Annotated in this window: 28 protein-coding genes, 1 tRNA gene and 1 riboswitch; of the genes, 7 read left to right on the forward strand and 22 right to left on the reverse strand. The window is 70.3% G+C overall.

The genetic code is table 11. The features are described from left to right. Positions 1-226 precede the first annotated feature (226 nt). A complete protein-coding gene (locus tag ACTJJP_RS04320; protein ID WP_440773796.1) occupies positions 227-1,330 on the forward strand; it encodes a hypothetical protein in 1,104 nt (367 codons plus the stop codon). A gap of 18 nt (positions 1,331-1,348) precedes the next feature. Here the strand turns inward: ACTJJP_RS04320 and ACTJJP_RS04325 are convergent, their stop codons facing one another. The 6 genes from ACTJJP_RS04325 to ACTJJP_RS04350 are packed head-to-tail and all read right to left on the reverse strand — an operon-like array spanning position 1,349 to position 6,798. Then, positions 1,349-2,131, reverse strand: coding sequence for an LmeA family phospholipid-binding protein (locus ACTJJP_RS04325; protein ID WP_440773797.1), 783 nt, complete (start codon positions 2,129-2,131; stop codon positions 1,349-1,351). 2 nt (positions 2,132-2,133) lie between these two features. Next, entirely contained in the window at positions 2,134-3,798 is a 1,665-nt protein-coding gene (argS, locus tag ACTJJP_RS04330) for an arginine--tRNA ligase (RefSeq protein ID WP_440773798.1), read from the reverse strand. Between the two features lie 39 nt (positions 3,799-3,837). Then, positions 3,838-4,647, reverse strand: coding sequence for a transglutaminase-like domain-containing protein (locus ACTJJP_RS04335; protein ID WP_440773799.1), 810 nt, complete (start codon positions 4,645-4,647; stop codon positions 3,838-3,840). Positions 4,648-4,701: 54 nt separating this feature from the next. Next, entirely contained in the window at positions 4,702-5,265 is a 564-nt protein-coding gene (locus ACTJJP_RS04340) for a hypothetical protein (protein WP_440773800.1), read from the reverse strand. Further along, on the reverse strand, positions 5,262-6,512 hold the full coding sequence (locus ACTJJP_RS04345) for a serine/threonine-protein kinase (protein ID WP_440773801.1): 1,251 nt from the start codon (positions 6,510-6,512) through the stop codon (positions 5,262-5,264). Before ACTJJP_RS04345 ends, ACTJJP_RS04340 begins: the two co-directional genes overlap by 4 nt. A gap of 31 nt (positions 6,513-6,543) precedes the next feature. Beyond that, positions 6,544-6,798, reverse strand: coding sequence for a DUF6458 family protein (locus ACTJJP_RS04350; protein ID WP_285135798.1), 255 nt, complete (start codon positions 6,796-6,798; stop codon positions 6,544-6,546). Between the two features lie 119 nt (positions 6,799-6,917). On the opposite strand from ACTJJP_RS04350, the gene ACTJJP_RS04355 reads away from it, so the two are divergent. After that, positions 6,918-7,115, forward strand: a complete 198-nt coding sequence (locus ACTJJP_RS04355; RefSeq protein ID WP_440773802.1) for a DUF2188 domain-containing protein — start codon at positions 6,918-6,920, stop codon at positions 7,113-7,115. Positions 7,116-7,167: 52 nt separating this feature from the next. Here ACTJJP_RS04355 and ACTJJP_RS04360 read toward each other — a convergent pair. From ACTJJP_RS04360 to ACTJJP_RS04370, 3 genes are all read right to left on the reverse strand, one after another. Then, a tRNA-Arg gene (locus ACTJJP_RS04360) sits at positions 7,168-7,243 on the reverse strand. A 90-nt stretch (positions 7,244-7,333) separates the two neighbouring features. Next, positions 7,334-7,519, reverse strand: coding sequence for a hypothetical protein (locus tag ACTJJP_RS04365; RefSeq protein ID WP_440773803.1), 186 nt, complete (start codon positions 7,517-7,519; stop codon positions 7,334-7,336). Between the two features lie 84 nt (positions 7,520-7,603). Continuing rightward, positions 7,604-8,053, reverse strand: a complete 450-nt coding sequence (locus ACTJJP_RS04370; RefSeq protein WP_440773804.1) for a hypothetical protein — start codon at positions 8,051-8,053, stop codon at positions 7,604-7,606. A 109-nt stretch (positions 8,054-8,162) separates the two neighbouring features. On the opposite strand from ACTJJP_RS04370, the gene ACTJJP_RS04375 reads away from it, so the two are divergent. After that, complete coding sequence (locus tag ACTJJP_RS04375; RefSeq protein WP_440773805.1) at positions 8,163-8,555, forward strand: DUF5684 domain-containing protein; 393 nt, start codon at positions 8,163-8,165, stop codon at positions 8,553-8,555. Between the two features lie 64 nt (positions 8,556-8,619). Here ACTJJP_RS04375 and ACTJJP_RS04380 read toward each other — a convergent pair whose 3' ends face one another. The 4 genes from ACTJJP_RS04380 to ACTJJP_RS04395 form a co-directional block, all read right to left on the reverse strand. Beyond that, a complete protein-coding gene (locus ACTJJP_RS04380) occupies positions 8,620-9,789 on the reverse strand; it encodes an RtcB family protein (RefSeq protein WP_440773806.1) in 1,170 nt (389 codons plus the stop codon). Positions 9,790-10,122: 333 nt separating this feature from the next. After that, positions 10,123-10,476, reverse strand: coding sequence for a hypothetical protein (locus ACTJJP_RS04385; RefSeq protein WP_440773807.1), 354 nt, complete (start codon positions 10,474-10,476; stop codon positions 10,123-10,125). A 70-nt stretch (positions 10,477-10,546) separates the two neighbouring features. Beyond that, a complete protein-coding gene (locus ACTJJP_RS04390) occupies positions 10,547-10,726 on the reverse strand; it encodes a hypothetical protein (RefSeq protein WP_440773808.1) in 180 nt (59 codons plus the stop codon). Further along, entirely contained in the window at positions 10,723-11,271 is a 549-nt protein-coding gene (locus ACTJJP_RS04395; protein WP_440773809.1) for a MarR family winged helix-turn-helix transcriptional regulator, read from the reverse strand. Before ACTJJP_RS04395 ends, ACTJJP_RS04390 begins: the two co-directional genes overlap by 4 nt. Positions 11,272-11,384: 113 nt before the next feature. Here ACTJJP_RS04395 and ACTJJP_RS04400 point away from each other — a divergent pair, with 113 nt between their 5' ends. From ACTJJP_RS04400 to ACTJJP_RS04410, 3 genes are all read left to right on the forward strand, one after another. Next, positions 11,385-11,768, forward strand: a complete 384-nt coding sequence (locus tag ACTJJP_RS04400; RefSeq protein ID WP_440773810.1) for a DUF7882 family protein — start codon at positions 11,385-11,387, stop codon at positions 11,766-11,768. A gap of 1 nt (position 11,769) precedes the next feature. Next, on the forward strand, positions 11,770-12,111 hold the full coding sequence (locus ACTJJP_RS04405; protein ID WP_440773811.1) for a hypothetical protein: 342 nt from the start codon (positions 11,770-11,772) through the stop codon (positions 12,109-12,111). A 125-nt stretch (positions 12,112-12,236) separates the two neighbouring features. After that, entirely contained in the window at positions 12,237-12,407 is a 171-nt protein-coding gene (locus ACTJJP_RS04410) for a hypothetical protein (protein ID WP_440773812.1), read from the forward strand. 128 nt (positions 12,408-12,535) lie between these two features. On the opposite strand, the gene ACTJJP_RS04415 is transcribed toward ACTJJP_RS04410, so the two are convergent. The 4 genes from ACTJJP_RS04415 to ACTJJP_RS04430 form a co-directional block, all read right to left on the reverse strand. After that, the gene (locus ACTJJP_RS04415; RefSeq protein ID WP_440773813.1) at positions 12,536-13,360 is read right to left on the reverse strand and encodes a DNA-formamidopyrimidine glycosylase family protein; all 825 of its coding nucleotides are present in this window, start codon (positions 13,358-13,360) and stop codon (positions 12,536-12,538) included. Positions 13,361-13,362: 2 nt separating this feature from the next. Continuing rightward, positions 13,363-14,844, reverse strand: coding sequence for a phytoene desaturase family protein (locus tag ACTJJP_RS04420; RefSeq protein WP_440773814.1), 1,482 nt, complete (start codon positions 14,842-14,844; stop codon positions 13,363-13,365). Continuing rightward, on the reverse strand, positions 14,841-15,344 hold the full coding sequence (locus ACTJJP_RS04425) for an SRPBCC family protein (protein WP_440773815.1): 504 nt from the start codon (positions 15,342-15,344) through the stop codon (positions 14,841-14,843). Before ACTJJP_RS04425 ends, ACTJJP_RS04420 begins: the two co-directional genes overlap by 4 nt. 141 nt (positions 15,345-15,485) lie before the next feature. Then, on the reverse strand, positions 15,486-16,661 hold the full coding sequence (locus tag ACTJJP_RS04430) for a sensor histidine kinase (protein ID WP_440773816.1): 1,176 nt from the start codon (positions 16,659-16,661) through the stop codon (positions 15,486-15,488). Between the two features lie 110 nt (positions 16,662-16,771). On the opposite strand from ACTJJP_RS04430, the gene ACTJJP_RS04435 reads away from it, so the two are divergent. Continuing rightward, on the forward strand, positions 16,772-17,056 hold the full coding sequence (locus ACTJJP_RS04435) for a hypothetical protein (protein WP_440773817.1): 285 nt from the start codon (positions 16,772-16,774) through the stop codon (positions 17,054-17,056). Between the two features lie 63 nt (positions 17,057-17,119). On the opposite strand, the gene ACTJJP_RS04440 is transcribed toward ACTJJP_RS04435, so the two are convergent. The 5 genes from ACTJJP_RS04440 to ACTJJP_RS04460 form a co-directional block, all read right to left on the reverse strand. Beyond that, on the reverse strand, positions 17,120-18,433 hold the full coding sequence (locus tag ACTJJP_RS04440; RefSeq protein WP_440773818.1) for a hypothetical protein: 1,314 nt from the start codon (positions 18,431-18,433) through the stop codon (positions 17,120-17,122). A 129-nt stretch (positions 18,434-18,562) separates the two neighbouring features. Beyond that, entirely contained in the window at positions 18,563-18,886 is a 324-nt protein-coding gene (locus ACTJJP_RS04445; protein ID WP_440773819.1) for a DMT family transporter, read from the reverse strand. A gap of 10 nt (positions 18,887-18,896) precedes the next feature. Continuing rightward, positions 18,897-18,961, reverse strand: a riboswitch (guanidine-III (ykkC-III) riboswitch). 64 nt (positions 18,962-19,025) lie between these two features. Beyond that, positions 19,026-19,886: a CPBP family intramembrane glutamic endopeptidase gene (locus ACTJJP_RS04450; RefSeq protein WP_440773820.1), complete on the reverse strand. Its 861-nt coding sequence runs from the start codon at positions 19,884-19,886 to the stop codon at positions 19,026-19,028. Further along, positions 19,883-20,605 (reverse strand): tRNA (guanosine(46)-N7)-methyltransferase TrmB, encoded by a 723-nt coding sequence (trmB, locus tag ACTJJP_RS04455; RefSeq protein ID WP_440774154.1) that lies wholly within the window; start codon positions 20,603-20,605, stop codon positions 19,883-19,885. Before trmB ends, ACTJJP_RS04450 begins: the two co-directional genes overlap by 4 nt. 59 nt (positions 20,606-20,664) lie before the next feature. Continuing rightward, positions 20,665-21,498, reverse strand: coding sequence for a DUF3097 domain-containing protein (locus ACTJJP_RS04460; RefSeq protein WP_440773821.1), 834 nt, complete (start codon positions 21,496-21,498; stop codon positions 20,665-20,667). Positions 21,499-21,533 lie beyond the last annotated feature (35 nt).

Consider the following 21,533-nt stretch of genomic DNA (forward strand, 5'->3'; position numbering starts at 1 on the left):
TACGGCACGGTGTATGCCGCTCCCTTCCCGTCGCTCCGCGTGTACGCGCGGTCGCCCGCCGCGCTCCGTCCGGGAGCAGCCCCCACGGGGCGTCCGCGCCTGCGGGGCGACCCGGGTGACACCGCGCGCCGAGTGAGGTGAGGTCGTGGGCGATGCCGAGGACCGGGCGCGAGTGGTGCAGGCGCCGGCGCGCGGTGGGCGCGCGACAGCGCCATACGGTGTCGACGTGACGCCGCTTCCCCTCCCCCCGCTCGTCGTCGACGCCGTCGGTGTCCGCGTCGGGATCGACCTCTCCGGGCTGACCCCCACCGATCGCGACACCGTATGGCGCGCATGGGAGGACGCACGCGTGATCGACCCGGCTCCCGCGCAGGTGGTCGTCACCCCTGTCTCGAGCGACCGCGACGGACAGACGCTGTCCGACCTGTCGAGCAGGGTGACCCAGGCAGCGATCGAAGCGCGACGGGGCGAGTCGTGGATGCTGCACGCGGCCGGACTCGCGGCGCGCGACGGTGGCGTCGTCGTCCTCGTCGGCCCCTCGGGCGCCGGCAAGACCACCGCCACCCGGCTTCTCGCACGGTCGTGGGGGTACGTCTCCGACGAGACGGTGGGCATCGAACCCGATGGAGCGGTCCGCAGCTACCGCAAGCCGCTCTCGGTGATCACCGAGGGGCAGGGCTTCAAGGTCCAGCACGCTCCTCGCGATCTCGGGCTGCTCCCCCTCCCGACCGCGCCGTTGCGCGTGCGTCGCATCGTGCTCCTCGACCGCGACCCCCTCCACGCACGGGCGCGCCTCGTCCCCGTGCCCGCAGCGGAGGCCCTGGTCCTCTTGGCGCCGCACTCGAGCGCCCTCGCCTCGATGCCGCGTCCGCTGCACGTCATCATGAACGCGCTGACGCGGACCGGCGGCGCCCTGCGGGCCGAATACGCCGAGGCGGAGCAGCTGGTCGACCTCGTCGACGACATGATGGTCGCCGACCTCCACGGTGGACCGACACCCGATCACACGCCGTCCCGCGCGATCGTCGCCACGCCTCACCCACCGTCGTCGCGGGGCGGACGACGCTACCGGCGCGGCACCGTGGTGGACTCCTACCCGCTCCCGGAGGACCGCCTGGCGGTGCTCACCGGGGAAGCCGACGGACGAGGCACGTTGCGCGTCCTCGCCGGAGCTGCACCCGCGCTCTGGCGCGCCGCCGATGACGCCACGCGAGACGATCTGCTGCACGCCGCGACCGACGGCACCCCCGACGAAGAAGCCGTGCGCGCTGTCGACGACATCCTGGAACAGCTCGTCGAAGCGGGGCTGCTCGCCGTCACCATCAGCTGAGAGCGCGGCGCCGCGCGATCAGCCGCAGGTGCCGTCGGCCTGGAGCGCGGGATCGCTGATGATCGCGCCGGCGATGTCGAAGGTCGCCACCAGGTCCTGGCCCTGGACGGTCGCCGACGTCAGGGTCAGTCCCGCCGGCAGCCGGTCGGCGATGCAGAGACTGCGCGTCTGCACGAGTGTGTCGGCGACGCCGCCGAACTGGCCCCGCAGGGTGTCGGTGTCGATGGCGTTACCCGCCACCTGGAAGCCCGTCGGCGTGATCGTGAGGTCGCCCTCGGCGGCCCCGGGCGTGGCCGTCACCCCGACGGGGATGCCGATGCCGAACAAGGTGAGGGTGGTCTCGAAGGTGACGTCCGGTGCGGCGACCTCCACCGTCCCGGCGGGAAGATCGGGCAGCTGCGCGAGGAGCGTCCGCAGCTGCTCCTGGTCGAGTCGGACGGAAGCGACTCCCCCCTCGGCGGCCGATCCCGCCGACACCGGCACGCCGCGGAGGTCGACGCGCACATCGCCGGTGATCGGCCCCAGGGTGACGTCGTCGGACGCCACGGCGACCTCGTCGAGGCGCCCCGCGATCACCTGCGGCAGCACGAGGCCGGCGACCTGCACGTCGACGTCCTGATCGTCGGGCAACCCGACGTTCGTGACGACGAGGGAGCGCACCGTGCTGGTCACGACCGACCGGGCGATGAATTCCGCGGCGACCACCGCGGCCACCAGCAGCACGACGACCACGACGATCACCGCGATCCAGCGACCGGTTCTCCGGCCCGACCGGCTGTTCGGTGTCGTGGCATCCGTCATGGTCACATCCGTTCCGGCGCGCTGACGCCGAGCAGCGTCAGACCGTTGCGCAGCACCTGTCCGGTCGCGTCGTTCAGCCACAGCCGCGTGCGATGCACCGGTTCGACGGGCGCGTCGCCCAGCGGGATGACGCGGCAGTTGTCGTACCAACGGTGGTACAGCCCGGCCAGTTCTTCGAGGTAGCGCGCGACGCGATGCGGCTCGCGCACCTCAGCGGCGAAGGACACGATGCGCGGGAACTCCTGCAGCGCGCCGAGCAGCGCCGACTCGGTGTCGTGGTCGAGCAGCTGGGGCGAGAACTCCGAACGGTCCACTCCGGAGGCGTGCGCGTTTCGTGCGACGTTGTGCGTGCGCGCGTGGGCGTATTGCACGTAGAAGACGGGGTTGTCGTTCGTGCGCTTCTGCAGCACGTCGAGGTCGATGTCGAGGTTCGAGTCGGCGGAGCTGCGAGTCAGGGCGTAGCGGGCGGCATCCACTCCGACGATCTCGACCAGGTCCTCGAGGGTGACCACGGTGCCGGCGCGCTTGGACATGCGCATGGGCTGGCCGTCGCGCACGAGATTGACCATCTGGCCGATCAGCACCTGGAGGTTGACGTTCGGCTCGTCGCCGAAGGCGGCGCACATCGCCATGAGTCGCTGCACATACCCGTGGTGGTCGGCGCCGAGCATGATGATGCAGCGGTTGAAGCCGCGCTCGCGCTTGTCGAGGTAGTAGGCCAGATCACCCGAGATGTAGGCGGGCTGCCCGTCCGACTTGATGATCACGCGGTCTTTGTCGTCGCCGAACTCGGTCGAGCGCAGCCAGGTCGCCCCGTCGGCCTCGAAGATGTGGCCGAGCTCGCGCAGACGCGCGACGGCCCGGTCGACGGCCCCCGAATCGTGCAGGTCGTTCTCGTGGAAATACACGTCGAAGTCCACGCCGAAATCGTGCAGCGACTGCTTGATCTCGCCGAACATGAGGGTCACACCGAGCTCGCGGAACGCTTCTTGCTTGGCATCCGGGTCGAGGGCGTCGATGTCGCCGTCGTACTGCTCGGTGACGCGCGCGGCGATGTCGTGGATGTACGCGCCGCCGTAGCCGTCCTCGGGCGTCGGGTCGCCCTGGTGGGCTGCGACGAGGCTGCGGGCGAAGCGGTCGATCTGGGCGCCGTGGTCGTTGAAGTAGTACTCCCGGGTGACCTTCGCACCCTGCGAGGAGAGGATGCGCGCGAGCGCGTCGCCCGCCGCGGCCCAGCGGGTGCCGCCGAGGTGGATCGGACCGGTCGGGTTGGCGCTGACGAACTCGAGGTTGATGATCTCGTCGGCACGCGAGTCGTTGGTGCCGAAGCCCGAGCCCTGGTCGACGATCGTCTTCGCCAGCGCACCGGCTGCCGCGGCATCCAGACGGATGTTGATGAAGCCGGGACCGGCGACCTCGACGCTCGCGATGCCGTCGACGGCCTCGAGACCGGCGGCGATCTCGGCGGCGAACTCGCGCGGGTTCGTCCCGACGACCTTCGAGAGCTTCAGCGCGGCGTTGGACGCCCAGTCACCGTGATCGCGGTTCTTCGGGCGCTCCAGCGGCAGGTCGGCGACCGTGATGCCCGCCGAGGACCCCTCTCGTCGCGCCTCCGCGAGCGGAGTGACGACGGCGAGCAGGGCAGCGGAGAGGGCAGCGGGATCCATAGCCCGTCAAGTCTAGGGCGCGACGCCCGGGTGGCCGCGTCAGCCGATCTGCACCAGGGCCTCGTGGTCGTCGGGGCTCGTGGCATCCGGGGAGTCTCCGTCGAACATCGCGTCGACGTGCATCCGCTCGAGCCCGACGTACCCGCCGTGGTAGCTGAGGAAGGCGCAGTCGGCGGCGTCGCGCCCCGTGGCGATGCGCACCAGCGAGCGGCGGTCGGCGAGTCGCGTGGCGTCGACGACGTACCAGGCACCGTCGATGAACGCCTCGGCGACGGCGTGGAAGTCCATGGGCTCGAGGCCCGGGGCGTAGCACGCGGCGTAGCGCGCGGGCATGTCCATCGCGCGGAGGAGGGCGATCACCACATGGGCGTAGTCGCGGCAGACGCCCTGACCGGTCATGAGCGTCGTCACCGCACTGTCGGTGCCGAGGCTGAGACCGGGCGTGTAGGTGACCGTCGAGGCGACGAAGCCCGACACCGCCGCGAGCAGGTCTTCTCCCGCGAGACCGCGGAACTGCCGACGCGCCTGGGCGAACACCTCGTCGGACTGGCAGTACCGGCTCGGGCGGAGGTAGGTGATGGTCTCCAGGTCACTCGTCCGAGGGCTCTGAGACGCCCCCGAGACCACGGCGTCGTAGCGGACGGAGAGAGGCCCCTGCTCCCCCGAGAGGCGGTGCAGGCGACTGCCCGACTGATCGACGATCTCGGTCGGCGTGTACACGCGATCGCCCTGCGAGAAGGTGAGCCGCTCGTCGGCGACCGGCACGCCCTGCGCTGCGGTGATCTGGAAGATGAGGTCGACGGACGCCCCCAGATCGAGGTCGAGTTCAGCGGTCACGCGGCGCAGCACCGGGCAATCCTCGCATGCTGTCGGGGGCCCTCGGACCATCGCCGACGAATCGACTCACCCGTCCTTCTTGCCCGGGCCGGGTGATGCTCCCTGAGTGGGCTTCTGGTCGTCTTTGCCGCCGGGCCCGCCGTTTCCCGGACCCTTGTCACCGCCGCCGTTCGGCGGGGTTCGATCCTCGTCGTCGGCGCCGCTGCCCGGCTCCTCGGGTGTCGGTTCCGTCGTCGGCGCGGCGGTCTCGGTGGGTTCCGGTTCGGTGGTCTCGGTCGGCTCCGGAGCGGTCGTCTCGGCCGGCTCCGGCGCACCGGTCTCCTCCGGCGCCGGAGACGACGGTGCGGGGGCGAGCGAGGTGAGGTCTACGCGGACGGTGGCGATGCGGACCAGGATGCCGTCGGCCTCCGCCGCCGTGATCTCGCCCGCGTCGCGCCGCGCGAGGACGTCGGCCTCGAGGGCGTCGAGGCTCGCGAGCGCGGAGGTGTAGTCGCGCGACGAGGCCTGCTCGGCGACGGTCTGCACCGACTGCTGCCACGCGGTGGGAGCCGCGGAGGGCGGCGTGCAGGCGGCGAGCGCGACGGTGGCGGCGAGCAGGAGCGCGGCCGCCGGCGCGATGCGGCGGATCACGGGCCGACCTCCGTCCACAACTCGTCCATGTGCTGGTCGAGTGGTTGCGGAAGCGTCGGCAGGTCGGCGCGGCCGTCCGCGCCCGAGCCCGCGAGCGAGATGGCGGCGATGACCACCCCGACGGCGAGGACGACGGCCGCGACGGCTGCCACCACGAGGTTCTTCCTCGATCTGCGGCGGGACGAAGGCGCCGTGGCGCGCTCACCGCCGACTGCGGGGGCACTGGGCGACCGGACGCCGGCCGTGGGCGGGAGCACCTGCGTGCGGTCCGCGTTCGACGACAGGGGGCGGCCGTCGGACTGCGGCAGCACGCGGGTGCGGTCATCGCTCCCCCCGAACGCCCGGGTCGGAGTCGTCGCGTGCGGCAGGACCGCCGTGCGCGCGTCGACCGATGCCGGCGCTGTGTCCGCGACGGTTCTCAGCGCCACGATCACGCCCGTGGCATCCGGTCTCTCCGCGGGTTCGAGGGCGGTCATCCGCTGCAGCACCTCGCGCCACGCTGCGGGCAGGTGCGCGGGGATCTCGGGTGTCGAGACGAGCCGTGCCGCGAGCGCCTCGTGAGGCGTACGTGAGCCGAACGGACGCGCTCCGGTCAGCGCTTCGAGCAGCACGAGCCCGAGCGAGTACACATCGCTAGAGGGGGCGGCGGGTAGTCCGCGCGCCTGCTCCGGGCTGAGGTACGCGGCGGTGCCGATCACGGTGTCGGCGCGGGTGACCCGCGTGGCGCCCACCAGGGCCGCGATGCCGAAATCGGCCAGAGTCGCCCGCGGCGTTTCGCCGACGTGGGCTGCGGGGCGGATGAGGATGTTGGACGGCTTCACATCGCGGTGCACGATCCCTCGCGCGTGGATGACGGCGAAGGCCTCGGCGATCTCTCGACCGATGAGAGCCACCTCGGGCGCCGGCAGCGGGCCGCGCGCGATGCGGTCGGACAACGTGGGGCCGGAGATCAGCTCCATGACGAGGTAGGCCGGACTCCCCTCCAGCCTCGCGTCGTAGAGGGTGACCAGCGACGAGTGCGACACCGACGCGAGCAGACGGATCTCCGACCGCACGCGCGCGACATCCGAGGGATCGGCGCCGTCGCCCTCGATGATCTTGAGCGCGACGCTGCGTTCCAGCGCGGTGTCGACGGCTTCGTGCACACGTGCGTAACCCCCGCGACCGAGGAGTCGTCCCACGCGGTAACGGCCGTCGAACATTTCCCCGTCGACCGCATCGGCGACGGTGGGTGTCTGCTCGCTCATGAACGCAGCCCGGGGTGCGGCCCCGAGCGCATCAGACGAGGTCGTCGTTCGAGGATCGCGTGGTCGAGCGGGTGACCTGCGCGCCGCCCACTCCCTCGGTGCGCGTGACCGTGTCGGTCTGACGGCGCTTCATCAACAGCACGATGCCGATGAGGAAGACGACGACGCCGGCTCCCATCATGATGTAGCCGATCATGCTCAGGCTGACGTAGTCGTTGGGAAGGTTCACCGCGAAGGCGAGGATGGCCCCGATGACGAACAGGGCGATGCCGGCTCCGATGCTCATGTCAGACCCCTTTCGAAGGAGGTCCCAGCATGTCAAGGAACACCCCCGACCGGTCATGCTCTTGACAACGCCTGTCAAGACGGGTTCGACGAGGCGGGGTCGGGTGTGACATGGATGCCATGAGCCAGAACGATGTGACCACCCGATCCAACCGCGGCCAGTGGGAGAACGCGGTCGAGGGCCGCCCCGAGCTGTCCGCCAGCTTCTCCAGCAGGGAGGAGGCGGTGGATCGAGGGCGCGCGACGGCCGACGAGCTCGGTTCCGAGCACATCGTGGAGGATGCCGAGCCGACCGGCGCGGTCACCGACGAGACGTGACCGCTGCGGAACCGAAGAAGGCCGCGATCGTGGATCGCGGCCTTCTTCGTGGTGGTGCCCCCGACAGGATTCGAACCTGCGACTTCTGGTACCGGAAACCAACGCTCTATCCCCTGAGCTACGGAGGCGGACAGGTTCAGGTTATCACCGCGGCGCAGCACACCCCGACGGCGTGGGGCGGCATCCGGAACGTCGGAGGCCACCCCGCGGCATCCGGATCACTCGTCGCCGATGACTCCGATGCCCGTGGCCTGGTGGTCGGCGTTCGGGTCGTCCTTCGTCGGAGCCTTCGACGCCTCTTCGGGGTCGTTCTCCTGGCTCGGCCTCACCGTGGGGTCGTCGCCGAGGTCGGCGGCGTCATCGGTCGGCTCCTCCGTGGGGGCGGAGTCCTGGGGGTCGCTCATGGGGTATCCCTTCGTCGCGTGGAACACCAGCCTGACAAGGTGACGCACCCGGATGCAGCGGCTTGACCACGGGGGCGTGCGGGCTTATCGACCGAGCATCGTCCGCAAGCGGCGGGCCAGCGGTTGCGTCAGGACGACATGACGCCCGTTCACCTCGAGGGTGAGGGTCGACCCTCCCCATCCACGGCCGCGCGCCGGCCGCGCGTCGCCGCGGACGTACGCTTCGGCGATGTCGACGTACGCGGCGAGCAGCTGGGCGCTCTGGTCCTTCGAGGAGTTCGCGTCGACCAGCTGCAGCCGGTGCCCGGTGTCGGTCTCGACCGAGAACCACCGGGATCCGGGGGTCGAGACGAGCGCCCAGCGCTCGTCGCGTTCGAACCGCGCCCACGCCGCGCCACTCCTCAGGGCCGTGGTCACCGCCAGGTCGGCTTGTGCGATACACAGCACCTCGAGCATGGCGAGGGCCTCTGCCGCCGTGACGTAGTCGCCGCGGTCGGCGCCCAACCCGCCCCACTCGAATCTGCGCTCGCTCATCCCGCCACCGCCCGCACCCTCTTCCTCCCCAGAGGGTAACCCCGTGTTCGCGTGCCGGCTCCGCACGCAGAGGACTTCGCACGCGACGGCGGGGCCCTACGATGAGCGCATGCTGACCTCGTCGCCGTCATCGATCACCGATCAGACCTCGATCTTCGCCCTGAGCGGCACCACGTCGTTCATCGCCTTCGCCGTCTACGTCCTCACCGTCGTGGCGCTGTGGAAGGTCTTCACCAAAGCCGGGCATCCCGGCTGGCTGGCGATCATCCCGATCGTCAACATCGTCTTCCTGACGAAGATCGCCGGGTTCTCCGGCTGGTTCGCCCTGCTCTACGTCATCCCGATCGTGGGGGTCGTCTTCCACATCATCGTGCAGCTACGGGTCGGGCGGGCGTTCGGCCACGGGTGGGTGTTCTCGCTCTTCCTGCTGGTGTTCCTCTACGTGATCGGCTACCTCATCATCGGCTTCAGCGACGACAGGTACCGGCCCGAGCGCATCTGACGGCCTGGCAGGCCGCGCGAGGACGACGGATGCCACGGGGTCGCGCCCCGTGGCATCCGTCCTCTCAGTCGCCCTTCACGTTGACGATCTGCCGCAGCGTGTGGCGGATCGTGACCAGGTCGGCGGCATCCGCCATCACCCGGTCGATCGGCTTGTAGGCCTGCGGAATCTCGTCGATGAAGGCGTCGGTGTCGCGGTACTCGATGCCAGTCATCGCCTCGCGCAACTGCTCGTGCGTGAAGGTCTTACGCGCCGCCGACCGGGAGTATTCCCGACCCGCACCGTGCGGTGACGAGTTCAACGCGACCGGGTTGCCCCGGCCTTCGACCACGTACGAGGCCGTGCCCATCGATCCGGGGATGAGGCCCGGGCGCCCGGCGTCGGCCATGATCGCGCCTTTACGCGACACCCATACCTGCGTGCCGAAGTGCCTCTCAGACTCGGTGAAGTTGTGGTGGCAGTTGATGCGCTCCCGTTCCTCGACGGGGGTGTCGAGGAACCGACCGAGCTGGTTCGCGACCCGGTCCATCATCTCCTCGCGGTTGAGCAGGGCGAAATGCTGCGCCCACCGCAGTTCTCGGATGTACCGGGCGAACTCGGGCGTTCCCTCGACGAGGTAGGCCAGGTCGGGGTGCGGGAGCTCGATCCACCACTGCCGCGCGAGGCGCTGCGCCACCTTGATGTGGTGCTGCGCGATGCGGTTGCCCACGCCCCGGGAGCCGGAGTGCAGGAACATCCACACGTCGTCGTTCTCGTCGAGCGAGATCTCGATGAAGTGGTTGCCGCTGCCCAGCGAGCCCAGCTGATTGCGCCAGTGGCCGGCGTAGGACGCGGGGTCGAACTCGGCCGTCTCGGCGAGCGCCTCAAGCTCGGCGATGCGCGGCTCGGCGGTGGCGACGATCTTGCGGTTGTCGCGACCGGCCGAGAGCGGAATGGCGCGCTCGATCTGCTGCCGCAGCTCGGCGAGGTCGCGACCGGCGAGGTCGGCGGCGCGGAACTGCGTCTTGACGGCGATCATTCCGCAGCCGATGTCGACCCCGACGGCGGCGGGCATGATGGCCCCGCGCGTCGGGATGACCGAGCCGACCGTCGCGCCCAGGCCGAGGTGGGCGTCGGGCATGAGGGCCAGGTGGGGGTAGATGAACGGCATGCGTGACGAGGTGCGGGCCTGTTCGATCGTCTTGTCGTCGATCAGGCTCGCCCACGACACCAGTCGTTCGGTGAGCTTCTGCATGGATCCTTTCCTTCGTGTGATGCGCGGCTGCGCGGTGAGTGAGCCACGGGTCAGAGCACACTCCCCACCGAAGGGAAAGAGAGACGCCCCGACCTGACGGTGCGGGGCGTGAGAAGACAGGTTCTAGACGACCGGCGCCGGAGGGTACGACGAGGGGAGGAACGGCAGGTGCTGCTGCTGCTCCGGACGCAGATCGCGCGTGGCGGTCATGGCCTCGTCCTCTCTCGACTCTTCGTGCCGAACGGCACGGACTTGCGAACGTAGCGGATGCCGCGCGTTCCTCGCAAGGCTGCCCCCTGGCGCGTCACCCGGCGGTTCGCCCGAGCGCGGGTGTCAGCCCCGGGTGGGTTGATCGAAGTCCCAGTCGATCGGTTCGTCGTCTCCGCCGGGATCGGGCTCGACGGCGCGGAGGCGAGACCGGGGGAAGAGCCGGTGGGTGCGCAGCTCCTGTGCCGCGGCGGCGAAGTCCGGCTCCTCCTCGTCCCACTCGAGGGGAGCGGAGAGCACGTCGTTGCCGACACCGATCACCAGCTCCGCCTGCGCGACTTTCCCCGCATCGGTGACGATGGGGATGCTGACCGCCTCGGCCTGCCCCTCTTTCGCCACCGCCGCGGTCAATTCGATCAGCGACGCGGCGACGTCGTCGGTGGTCATCACGGTCTCGCCGGCATAGGTCACGCATCGCATCCCCCCACCCTGCGGGTCCGACCACGGGGCGAGGGGGTGGGTTGCCGGGGCGCGACCGGTGAGGTACGCCTCAGCTTCTTCGCTGGGAAGACCGGAACATCGCCTCGTCGAGTTCGAACCACACCGCACGCACGGTGGCGAAGTCGCCGAACGGTTCGGGCTGAGGGTCGCTGAGTGAGAGGCGGTAGCCGCGAGGCAGATCGTCCACGTGTTGTCCGTCGCGCGGGCCGCCGACGAGCACGTAGATCACGGCGAATCGACCGTGGGTGCCTCGACGGCCACGCCGTCGACGGCATCGCTCATGCGCCGGAGGAAAGCGACGACGGCTGCCGACTCGTCGGGGGTCATGTCGATGACCGCAGCCAGCATACGGTCGTGCATGTTGCCCAGCGTCTGCCGCACCTCGGCGTCGGCACGCGGTGTCACCGCGATGAAGACGCTCCGCCGGTCGTCGGGGTTCGCGGACCGGGTGATGTGACCGGAGCGTTCGAGGCGATCGAGAATCGCCGTCGTGGACGCCGTCGACAGCCCCAGGTAGCGGGTGAGCTCCCCCGGACGGACCTGTCGCTTCGGGTCGCGGAGCAGGTAGCGCAGAACCAGCAGCTCGTTCTCACCCATCGACATCGAGTCCCGTGTGCGTCGCCGCATGGCCACCTCGGCGGCACGATACACCCGCAGGGATTCGAGCACGGCTTTGCTCCGTTGCCGACGGTCGGCCGGTTCGTCGCCATACCAGTAAGTCACGTCACCGGCGGAGGTCGAGGGTGCGCGGGGCGTGGTTTCGACGTCTGTCATGTCACACCTTTCCGCTCGTATCGCGACTATACAGCGGAAATAATAGTTAGGCAAACTAGTTACTAAGCGAGTATGTTCTCAGCACAGCTAATCGCTTTCGAAGGGAGCACCCCATGGGCCACCTGTTCTACGGAACGTCGACCGAACCAATCCGGATTCCCGACCGCCTGCTCTCCCACCTGAAGGTGGTCTCGACCACCAAGCTCCGCCGCAGCGAGAGCTTCACGCTCACCTGGACCCACGTCGACGGCACCCCCGGCCGCTCCACCGTCTGGCTGCAGCCGGCGATCCCGCTCCGCTTCGTCTTCGACGCCGCTGAGCCGGAGTCCCTCAACGCCGCGGCGCTGAAGGACATGGCGGACATGGCCAACTCGTCAGCCGGCCTCGTCATCGACCTCGCGGCCGAGATCCCCGCAGCGCACATCGACACCCGCGCCCCCGCGCGCCGGACGGCCGGGCCCGTAGCTCGTCGTTCGGTCCTGTCCGTGGCGGCCTGACGTGTCCTCCGCAACCTCCCCCGCCCCGACTCCCCTGTCGTCGGCGCGCGTCCTCTGGGCGAAGGTCGACACGGGCTTCTGGGTCGCCCATCACGGCGGCGAGTACTTCGGTTGCGTCGACGCGGTGGCCGGAGGCTTCGTCGCGCGTGACGCGCACGGCGTGCCCATCGGTCGTTTCGACACGCTCGACAGCGCCAAGTCGTCGTTGCGGTCGACCACGCACCCCGTGAACGTCTCGCGCCGTCGGCTTCTCGACCGCGCGTCACTGACGGCGGCGACCGCGCTGGGCGGAACGGCTCTCGCCCTCGGCCTGACCGCGGGCGCCCTCGCGCCCTATCTCTGACGGGAGGCGCCACCCTGGCCACCCCGAACGCGGGGACCTCGTGCGAGTGGGGTGTCGTCGACCCCCTGGACACCGCACAGGCGGCGTGCGAACGTCGGTGACTCAGACACGATGGACGGAGAACCATGACGCATCACGACGGTCACTCGAACGACGCTCACGACGACCGCACGGCCGCACCCGACGGGTCGGCGAACGGGGCCGGGAGCGAGTCGCCCGAGGAGGGCGCTGCCGCGCAGAAGGTCGCCGACGACGCGTCCGACACGGGCGGCTCCCCCACCGGCGAGATCGGCTGAGGAGGGCGAGCGCGAAGCGGATCGCGCAGAACGTCGACCGTCGTGAGATGAGCTCGACGAGAGCGGGGGACCGCTGAGCCGACGCAGGGATGCACAGAGGTCCGCCCGTCCGACCGCCGCCCTGCGCTCTACCCCGCTTCCCCGGCATCGCTGCCGGACGGCGACGGCTGGCACCGCGGACACCACCAGGTGCGGCGCTGCTCCGGATCGTTCGCCACCTCCTCGCGCACCCGCACCCGTGTCCCGCAGCGCAGGCACGGCCGCCCCGCACGACCGGCCACCCAGTGCGACGACCCCCGCCGGCGGTCGCCGGTGGTGACCTGATACATCCCCGGCACCGTCGCCGAGGTGCGCAGGCATCGCGCCGCCAACGTGACCAGTGCGTGCAGATCGGTGGACCCGATCGGGGCGAAGGGATGGATGCCGCGCAGGAACGCCAACTCGTTGACCCACAGGTTGCCGAGTCCCGCGATGCGCGTCTGATCCCGCAGCGCCGCTACGAACGGTCGGTCGGGACGCGCCGACAATCGACGGATCGCCTCGGCCGCGTCCCAGTCCTCCCGCAGGGGGTCGGGACCGAGGTACCCGACGACGTCACGCTCGCGCGCCGTCGCAACCAGCTCGACGACCGGCAGATCGAGACCCCAGATCTCCCGGCCGTCTGCGAGGCGAAGGCGGACGCGAGCCTTCCCCCGCTCGGCGGAGGGGAGGGCCCGACCGGCGCGAGTGATCGTCCAACGGCCCTGCATCCGGAGATGCGTGTGGAGGGTCGACAGGTCGTCGAAACGCGTGAGCAGATGCTTGCCGTGGGTGTCGTACGCGACGATCGTCCGCCCCGCGAGCGAGAGCCCGGCGGCGTGACCCGACCGCAACTCGCCCTCGACCACCCGCGCACCCCGCGTCGCGGCGTCCAGGCGCTCCCGCAGCCGGTAGACGCTGTCGCCCTCGGGCACGGTCAGGATGCCGCGGCGGCGAGCTGATCGTCACGCGGGGCCAGGTCGGGGCGAAGGCGCGTTCCGAATTCATGGCGCAGGGCGGAGAGCGCCGCCTGCCAGCCGGCCAGGCCGTGCACCCCCGGGCCGGGACTCGTCGACGACGAGCACAGGTAGACCCCCTTCAGGGGCGTGCGCCACGGATCGGGACTGTACACCGGCCGCCCGAGCAGCTGCGTGAGGGTCGGCGCCCCCGCGGAGATGTCTCCCCCGGGGAAGTTCGGATTCCACGCCTCGACATCGACTGCCGTCCGCGACGCGCTGGCGAGGATGGTGTCGCGGAAGCCCGGAGCGAAACGCTCGATCTGCGCCACGACGGCCTCCTCGCGGTCGGCGGGACTCCCCGCCGGCACGTGCGTGTAGGCCCAGAACACGTGTCTGCCCCCGGGGGCGCGCGTCGCATCGAAAAGCGTCGGCTGTGCGGCGAGCACGTACGGCCGATCGGGCAGGTCCCCGCGCGCGACGGCGTTCTCGGCCGCGGCGATCTCGGCTCGGGTCCCCCCCAGGTGCACGGTCCCGGCCCGCGCGATCTCGGCATTCGTCCACGGCACGGGCTCGGACAGCGCGAAGTCGACCTTCGCGACACCGCCCCCGTAGCGGAAGCGTTCGAGGGCCCGGCGGTAGGCCGTCGGCATCCGCTCCCCCGCCAGGGCGATCAGGGCGCGCGGCGTGGTGTCGAGCAGCACCGCGCGCGCGGGCGGGAGCTGGTCGAGAGACGTCACCTCGACACCGGCGTGCAGTACTCCCCCGTGCGCCCGGATGTCGGCGATCATCGCGTCGGCGATCGCCTGACTGCCGCCGACCGGGATCGGCCACCCTCGACCATGCCCGTAGGTGGCGAGCACGAGCCCCGCACCACCGGCGGCGAGGCTCGGCTGATGCAGGATCGTGTGCGCGGAGACGCCCGTGATCAGACTCGGAGCGACCTTTTCGCGGAAGCGCGCGCTCCACCACGGCCCCCCCTGCTCGAGGGCCCGGATGCCGAAGAAGAACGCCGCGAGCGGGTCACCCGGCACGCGCAGCAGCGCGTTACCGGTGAAGTCGGCGACCCCGCGGAGATGATCGACGAGCGGGCGCATGAGGCGTTCGTAGGCGGGTCCGTCGACGCCGAGAGCGGCGGACGTCCGGGCGAGGTCGCGGAAGGCGAGTCCCGCTCGCCCCCCGTCGAGCGGGTGGGCGTAGGAGATCTCGGGGATGGTCAGCCGGATGCGGCGATCGAGGCCGAACTCGCGGAAGAACCACGACTCCAGAGCCAGCGGGTGAACGGCCGATCCCACGTCGTGGAGGAACCCCGGCAGCGTGAGCTCCGCCGTCGACGACGCTCCCCCGAACGTCGCCGACCTCTCGTACACCGCGACCGACAATCCCGAGCGCGCGAGCGTGACGGCCGCGGCCAGACCGTTCGGGCCCGAACCGACGACGATCGCGTCGTACCCCTCGCTCATCGCTCGATCGGCTCTTCTTCGGCGGTGGACGCGTGCCCGACGTCATGGGCGCCGCCGTCGGTGCCGGGGGCCCCTCCCTCGGCGAGGTAGGCGAGGCGATGCAGCGTCTCGGCGTTGCGCCACCGCGTGATCGCATCGAACACCGTGTCGGGGAGGATCGTGGTGGGGCCGGTGACAGGTTCTTCCTGGATGCGCACCACGCAGCCGTCGCCGCGCGGCTTGACGTCGATCGCGACGCGGGCGACGCCGATGGGTCCGCCGTGGGGCTCCATCACCGCGCGATGCGGCGGGTCCCACACGCGCATGACGGTCGTGTCGTCGATCAGCACGGGCCACGAGCCGAAGGAGTGGTGCAACGCCGCCCCCTCGGCGGGCCAGGTGTCGCCGACGTCGCGCATGCGCGAGGCGCCCACGACCCAGAGGGGGTACAGCCATCCGTTCGCGAGGACGCGGAACACGTCGTCGGCGGTGCAATGCATGACGCGGACGTTGCGTGCCATGGACTGTTCCTCCTATTCGATGCGATGGGACGGATGCCGAGACGCTGCGGCCCCGGCATCGCCCACGCTACGGCCCGGCGAGGTCGACGGTCTCCGAGGTTGCGCCGCGACGCTCGGGCGGGTACCACCCCGTGGGATGCCTCACGCCGCCGCGGGCAGGACGAACCACGCGCGCGTGCCGCCCGACGGGGAGGCGTCGAGCCCGATCGATCCGCCGTGCGCGTCCACGATGCGCCGGCAGGTCGCCAGACCGATGCCGATGCCCTGCACCTCGGCCCCGTGCCCGCGCTGCATGGGTTCGAATAGGCGATCGCGCAGCTGCGGATCGACGGCATCGCCGTTGTCATCGACGCTGACGCGCCACCCGTCGGGCAGCGTCTCCACACTCACACGGATCACGGGGACCCTCTCGGCCGCCACGGTGAACTTCACCGCGTTGGCGATGAGGTTCTGCAGCAGCACGCGCAGCAGCGTGTCATCGCCGCGGACGAAGGTGGAGGTATCGACCGTCACGCGAGCGCCCGCACGGACGACCGCGCCGTCGAGGTCTTCGAGAACGGCGTCCACCGTGTCGGCGATGTCGACCTCGGTGATGTGCGGTCGCGTGCCGCCGACGCGCGCGAAATCCAGAAGATCGTTCAGCATGGTCGACATGCGCGTGGCAGCGGCATCCGCACGGGCGAGGGACCGAGCCGCGCGCGGCGCTTGGCTCATCTCGGGGCTGTCGGCGGCGAGCTCGAGGAAACCGGCCAGTGCGGTGAGGGGGTTCCGCAGGTCGTGGCTCACCTGCGTCGCGAAATCCTCGAGAAGGGCGTTCGAGCGCAGCAGGTCGCGCTGAACGCGACGCAGTTCGAGGACGTCGATGACCTGCCGCGCGAGAAGGTCGAGACCGTGGGCCGCGGCATCCGACAGGGCGCCGACCTCCGTGTCGAACACGCAGAGCGTGCCGATGGCGATGCCCGACGGGGTGATGAGCGGACTCGACGCGTAGAAGCGCGTCGAAGCGATCTCCCCCGTCACGAACGCGTTCGTGGCGAAGCGGGGATCGAGGCGGGCGTCGGCCACGACGACGCGGCGCGGATCGGAGATGACGGCTGCGCACATGGAGTCCTCCCGCGCGCATGACGCCGCCTGCACACCGACCGCGGCGACCTGGTGCTGCATCCGGTCGTCGATGATGTTGATCACCGCCGTCGGCACACCGCACACCGTCGCGGCGAGCTCCACGAGTCCTTGGAGGTCGGGCTCGGTGGGTTCGCCGATCACGCGGTACTGCGCGATCGCCTCCCGCCGGGTCACATCATGCGCCGTCGACACGTCATCCCCTCGCCGTCGTCCTCTCCGTGAGCCTAACGGTCGCGGTACACCGTGCGCGGCGCATCGGGAAGGGGCTCGCGCGCGTCGGCCGGATCGCGCAGAGTCGGCGCATGAGCACCCCCGCGATCCCCCCGACACCGTCCGAGCCCGGAGCACCCTCCCCCGGGGAGCCCATCGCGCCCAGCCCCAGCGAGCCGACAGCGCCCACCCCGGCTGAGCCCACGATCCCCCTCACGCCCGAGACAGCGCCCGCGCCCTCAGGGGGAGGCGACGGGGCCGGCGCGTTCGCGCACGACGCCGATACCTCCGGCGTCGGGTCCGCGGAGATGGATGCCGACAACGCGGTGGAACAGGACGTCATCGACGCCGTCGATCCCGGCGGGAGTCCCGACTGACGACCCCGGACGCACGAGAGGGCGGAGCCGTTCGGCTCCGCCCTCTCGTGCGTCAGACGCGGATCACGGGTTGCCGCGAGTCCACAGCAGCAGGATCGCGACGGCCTGGAGCACGAGGCACCCGACGAGGATCGCCACCCGTCGACGCGGTGTCGACGACCAGCGCTCGTCGCCGAGCAGGGGTGCCATCGGCATGAGCAGGCGGAACGTGCTCTGCTGCGGCAGGAACACCGCGAGGATGTACACGGCGTAGCTGAAGCCGTAGGCCACGACCATCAGCCCGAGCTTTCGCACCGGTCGCGACCACATCAGGGCGAGGAAGCCGACGATGAGCGCGATGACGAGGATGATGCCCACGACCCCGAGGTGCGTTCCGGCCTGCCGGAACCACGGGGTGAACGGGGTGAACTCGTCGTTGCCGACGTAGTCGAGCCACCATCCGAGTTCGGTGCGGATGTACGCGTTGTGCGTACCGGTGACGTACTGGGCGATGTGGTTCCACGACAGTCCGGTCACCGCGATGGCGAGGCCGGAGGCCATCAGGGGCGCCCACTCCTTCATCGGGAACGGATCGACTTTGCGGCGGAAGAAGCGGACGAGGAACACGATGCCCAGGGCGAGCCCGAGAGCGAGCACGCCGGGCCGCGTGTACGCGGTGAGAACGCCGATCGGCAGGATCCAGAAGTAGCGGCGTTTGATCGCCAGCAGCATGCCGGCGAACATCAGCAGCATGAACAGGCCTTCGCTGTAGCCGATCACGAAGAGGAACGACATCGGCGCGAAGGAGAAGAGCACCACGGCCCACCAGGCCGGCTGGGGCTTGGTGACGGTGCGCATGAGCACGAACAGCAACCACGTGGCGCCGAGGCTCGCGCCCAGGCCGAGCAGCACCGCAACGGGTTGCCACCCGAGACCGGTCCCGCCCGAGATGACGCGGATCAGCGTGGGGAAGACGGGGAGGAAAGCCCAGTTGTTCGGCAGGATGTCGCCCGAGACGTTCATCGGCAGCGACATCGGGTAACCCTCGGCCGCGATCTGCCCGTATCGATCGGCGTCCCACCCGGTCAGGTAGTCGAAGAAGGTGCCGAGGCGCTCGCTGTCGGGACCGAAACCCCAGCGCGCAGCCTTCGCGATCGAGTAGTAGCCCCACAGCATCCCGAAGTTGACCACGCGCGCCACGGCCCACAGCAGGAGGATGCGCGCGAAGGCGCCCCGCTCGATGGGGACGATGCCCTCGGGCTTGCGCAGGACGTCGTGGCCGTACTGGCGCAGGGCGCGCCCGATGCGCGAATCGCGGAGGCGATCGAGGCGGCGCGGTGGGGCGATGACACGCGACGGACGTGTCGGGGAGGCAAGCTCGCTCGGCGGTGCGCTCACTCGGAACCTTTCACAAGGGAAGATGTGGGCGAGTGACGACGGTGTCGGGCCCGGATAAGTGCAGGAAACCAGATGGTACCGGATGAAAATGGACGTTCCATCCCGTTGACTTTCAGACGAAGCCCCAGGTCAGTGGGCATCTCCGACGAGCTTCAAGCCGATCACGCAGCCGACGAGGCCGAGGACGAGCAGCACTTTCACCAGCGAGATCGCCTCCGCGCCCGTGACCATCGCCACCACGACGGTCAGCGACGCGCCGATTCCCACCCATACCGCATAGGCGGTACCGGTCGGGATGTCGCGCATCGCGAAGGCGAGGCCGCCCATGGACAGCACCAGGGCCGCACCGAAGATCACGCTCGGCCAGAGCTTGGTGAAGCCCTCCGACCGACCGAGGGCCGTCGCCCACACGGCCTCGAGGACGCCGGAGAGGATGAGGATGATCCACGACATGACTGTGCTCCTTGGCCAGTCTTGTCGCTGTCCGGGTACTGATCCCTCGTCCGGTGACGCGGTGGGCGTCCGAGCATCAGGCTAGCGAACGCACCTGGGCAGTGCCCGTGCACGTTCGCCGGGGCGGCGGCATCCGGGATCAGATGAGGAAGATGGATGCCGCGTCGGGATTGTGGGCGTGGACGAGCACGCCGAACACGACGGCGTCGAACAGCAGGTGCACCGTGACGACGTACCAGAGCGATCGCGTCTTGAGGAAGAGGAACCCCTGCACGATGGCGAAGGGGATCGTCAGCAGCGGCCCCCACGCCTGATAGCCGAGTTCCCACAGGAACGACACGAACACGATCGCCTGCAGCAGGTTGGCGGTGAGGTCGGGGAAGTGGCGGCGCAACAGCACGAAGACCGTGCAGATGAAGAACAGCTCGTCCCAGATGCCGACCGCGCCGACGCCGACGAACAGGCGCGCGATGAGGTCGCCCGTGACGACCTCGGGCCAGTTGCGGTAGACGCCGGAGGTGATGAAGTAGAACGGCAGGATCAGGTAGCCCAGCACGATGACTCCGCCGAGCCACACCCACTGCCACCACGTCCACCGGCCGCCGCCGCGCCAGGGGAAGCGGATCGCGTAATCGCGGTAGACGAAGCGCGAAACGACGTAAGGCACCAGCACCGCGCCACCGAGGGCGAGGGTGAAGCGCACGAAGGCGGCGTTGTCGAGCTCGGCCTGCAGCGGGATGAGGCTGACGATGAACTGGCCGATCGCGATCAGCGACACATCGCGCGCGATGCTCGGCTCCTCACCGCGCGCGAGGGGCACGCCGTTGCGACGATCCACGAAGACCGCGGATGCCACGGCGAGAGCGAGCAGGATCCAGCCGAGCCACACGATCTGCACGACGAAGAGCGCCGGAGCGGCCAGGCACACCGCGAGCGCCGGGACGAGCTTCGGCGTCCACGTGGAACGCTCGCGCACGGGCACCGCGGTGTGCGCGGTCACGGAGAGACCCGCGTGTAGGCGAGGTCGCGGATGTCGCGCCCGACGCGCAGCCCCTTGTTCTCGAAGGCGGTGAGGACGCGGCCCTCGAAACGGTCGGCCCACTCCCCCGTGAACGCCCGCTCGAAGCCCGGGGCGTCGTCGAGCACGTCGCGCATCTGGTCGGCGTAGTCCTGCCAGTCGGTCGCCAGACGCAGGGTGCCGCCCGGACGCAGGGCCAGCGCGGCGATCCGCGCGAAGTCGGGGGCGACGAGACGGCGCTTGGTGTGCTTGTTCTTGTGCCAGGGGTCGGGGAAGAAGACCCACAGCTCGTCGACGGATGCCGCCGGCAGTAGATGTTCGAGAGCCTCGGGTGCGTTCGCCTCGACGAGGCGGAGGTTCTTCACGCCGTCGCGGTCGGCGTCGAGCATCGTGCGGGCGAGTCCCGCCGTGAACACCTCGACGGCGAGGAAGTCGGTGCCCGGATCGGCGGCCGCCGCCGAGACGATCTGATGCCCCTGTCCGGAGCCGACCTCCACGACCAGTCGGGCGCGACGGCCGTAGACCTCTTCGAGGTCGACAGCCGTGCCGGCCTTGACGCTCGTCGTCGCGGCGGCACGCTCGACGGGGAGCAGGTAGAACGGCGACAGCTCCGCCCACGCGCGGTCCTGGGCTTCCGACATGCGGCCGCTGCGGCGCACGAACGAGACCGGCTTGTCGCGGAAGACGGGCGCGGCATCCATGGCATCCAGGCTAGGCGTCTGGACGTCGGGGGTGTGCCGCACCGGCACCTTGCGGCCGCTCACGGGACGGTCACGAAATCGATGAGTTCCTCGACGCGGCCGAGGAGGGCGGGCTCGAGGTCGCGGAAGGTCGTGACCTTCGACAGGATGTGCTGCCACGCCCGCGCCGTGTCGGCCTGCTCCTCGGCGGGCCAGCCGAGAGCGCGGCATACCCCGATCTTCCACTCGATACCGCGGGGGACCTCGGGCCACGCCGAGATGCCGAGGGCGCGCGGGGTGACGCACTGCCACACGTCGACGAAGGGATGGCCGACGATGCGCACGTGCGCGCCGTGACGGCCCCGGGCGATCTTGTCGGCGATGCGCGACTCCTTGGAGTTCGGCACGAGATGGTCCACCAGCACGCCGTAGCGGCGTTCGGCGGTGGGGGGCTCGGCATCCAGTTTCTGCTCGAGTAGATCGACGCCCTCGAGGAACTCCACGACGACGCCCTCGGCTCGCAGGTCTGCGCCCCAGACCTTCTCGACGAGTTCGGCGTCGTGCTTGCCCTCGACGAAGATGCGGCTGGCGCGGGCGGTGCGCGCGCGCTGGTCGGCGGCGGCGAAGGATCCGGATGCCGTGCGCGTGCGGCCCTTCGCTGCGGGGGCCGGAGCGGTGAGCACCGCCGGCGCGCCGTCGACGAGGAAACCGCCGCCGAGGGGGAACAGGCGCCGCTTGCCGAAACGGTCCTCCAGTTCGACGTTCATTCCGTCGACTCGGGTCACCGCCCCGACGTATCCGTCGCCGGCGACCTCGACGACCAGGTCGACGGCAGCAGTGACCTGCGCCGGCTTCTTGCGTCCGGCATCGCGCCAGCCGCGGGCGAGCACGTCGGTGCCGTAGCGGTCGTCCATCTGTACCTCCGAACGCCCGAGCCTAGGCGGCGGCG

Origin of the sequence: Microbacterium sp. 22296, assembly GCF_052045385.1 — a bacterium.
Classification (GTDB): domain Bacteria; phylum Actinomycetota; class Actinomycetes; order Actinomycetales; family Microbacteriaceae; genus Microbacterium.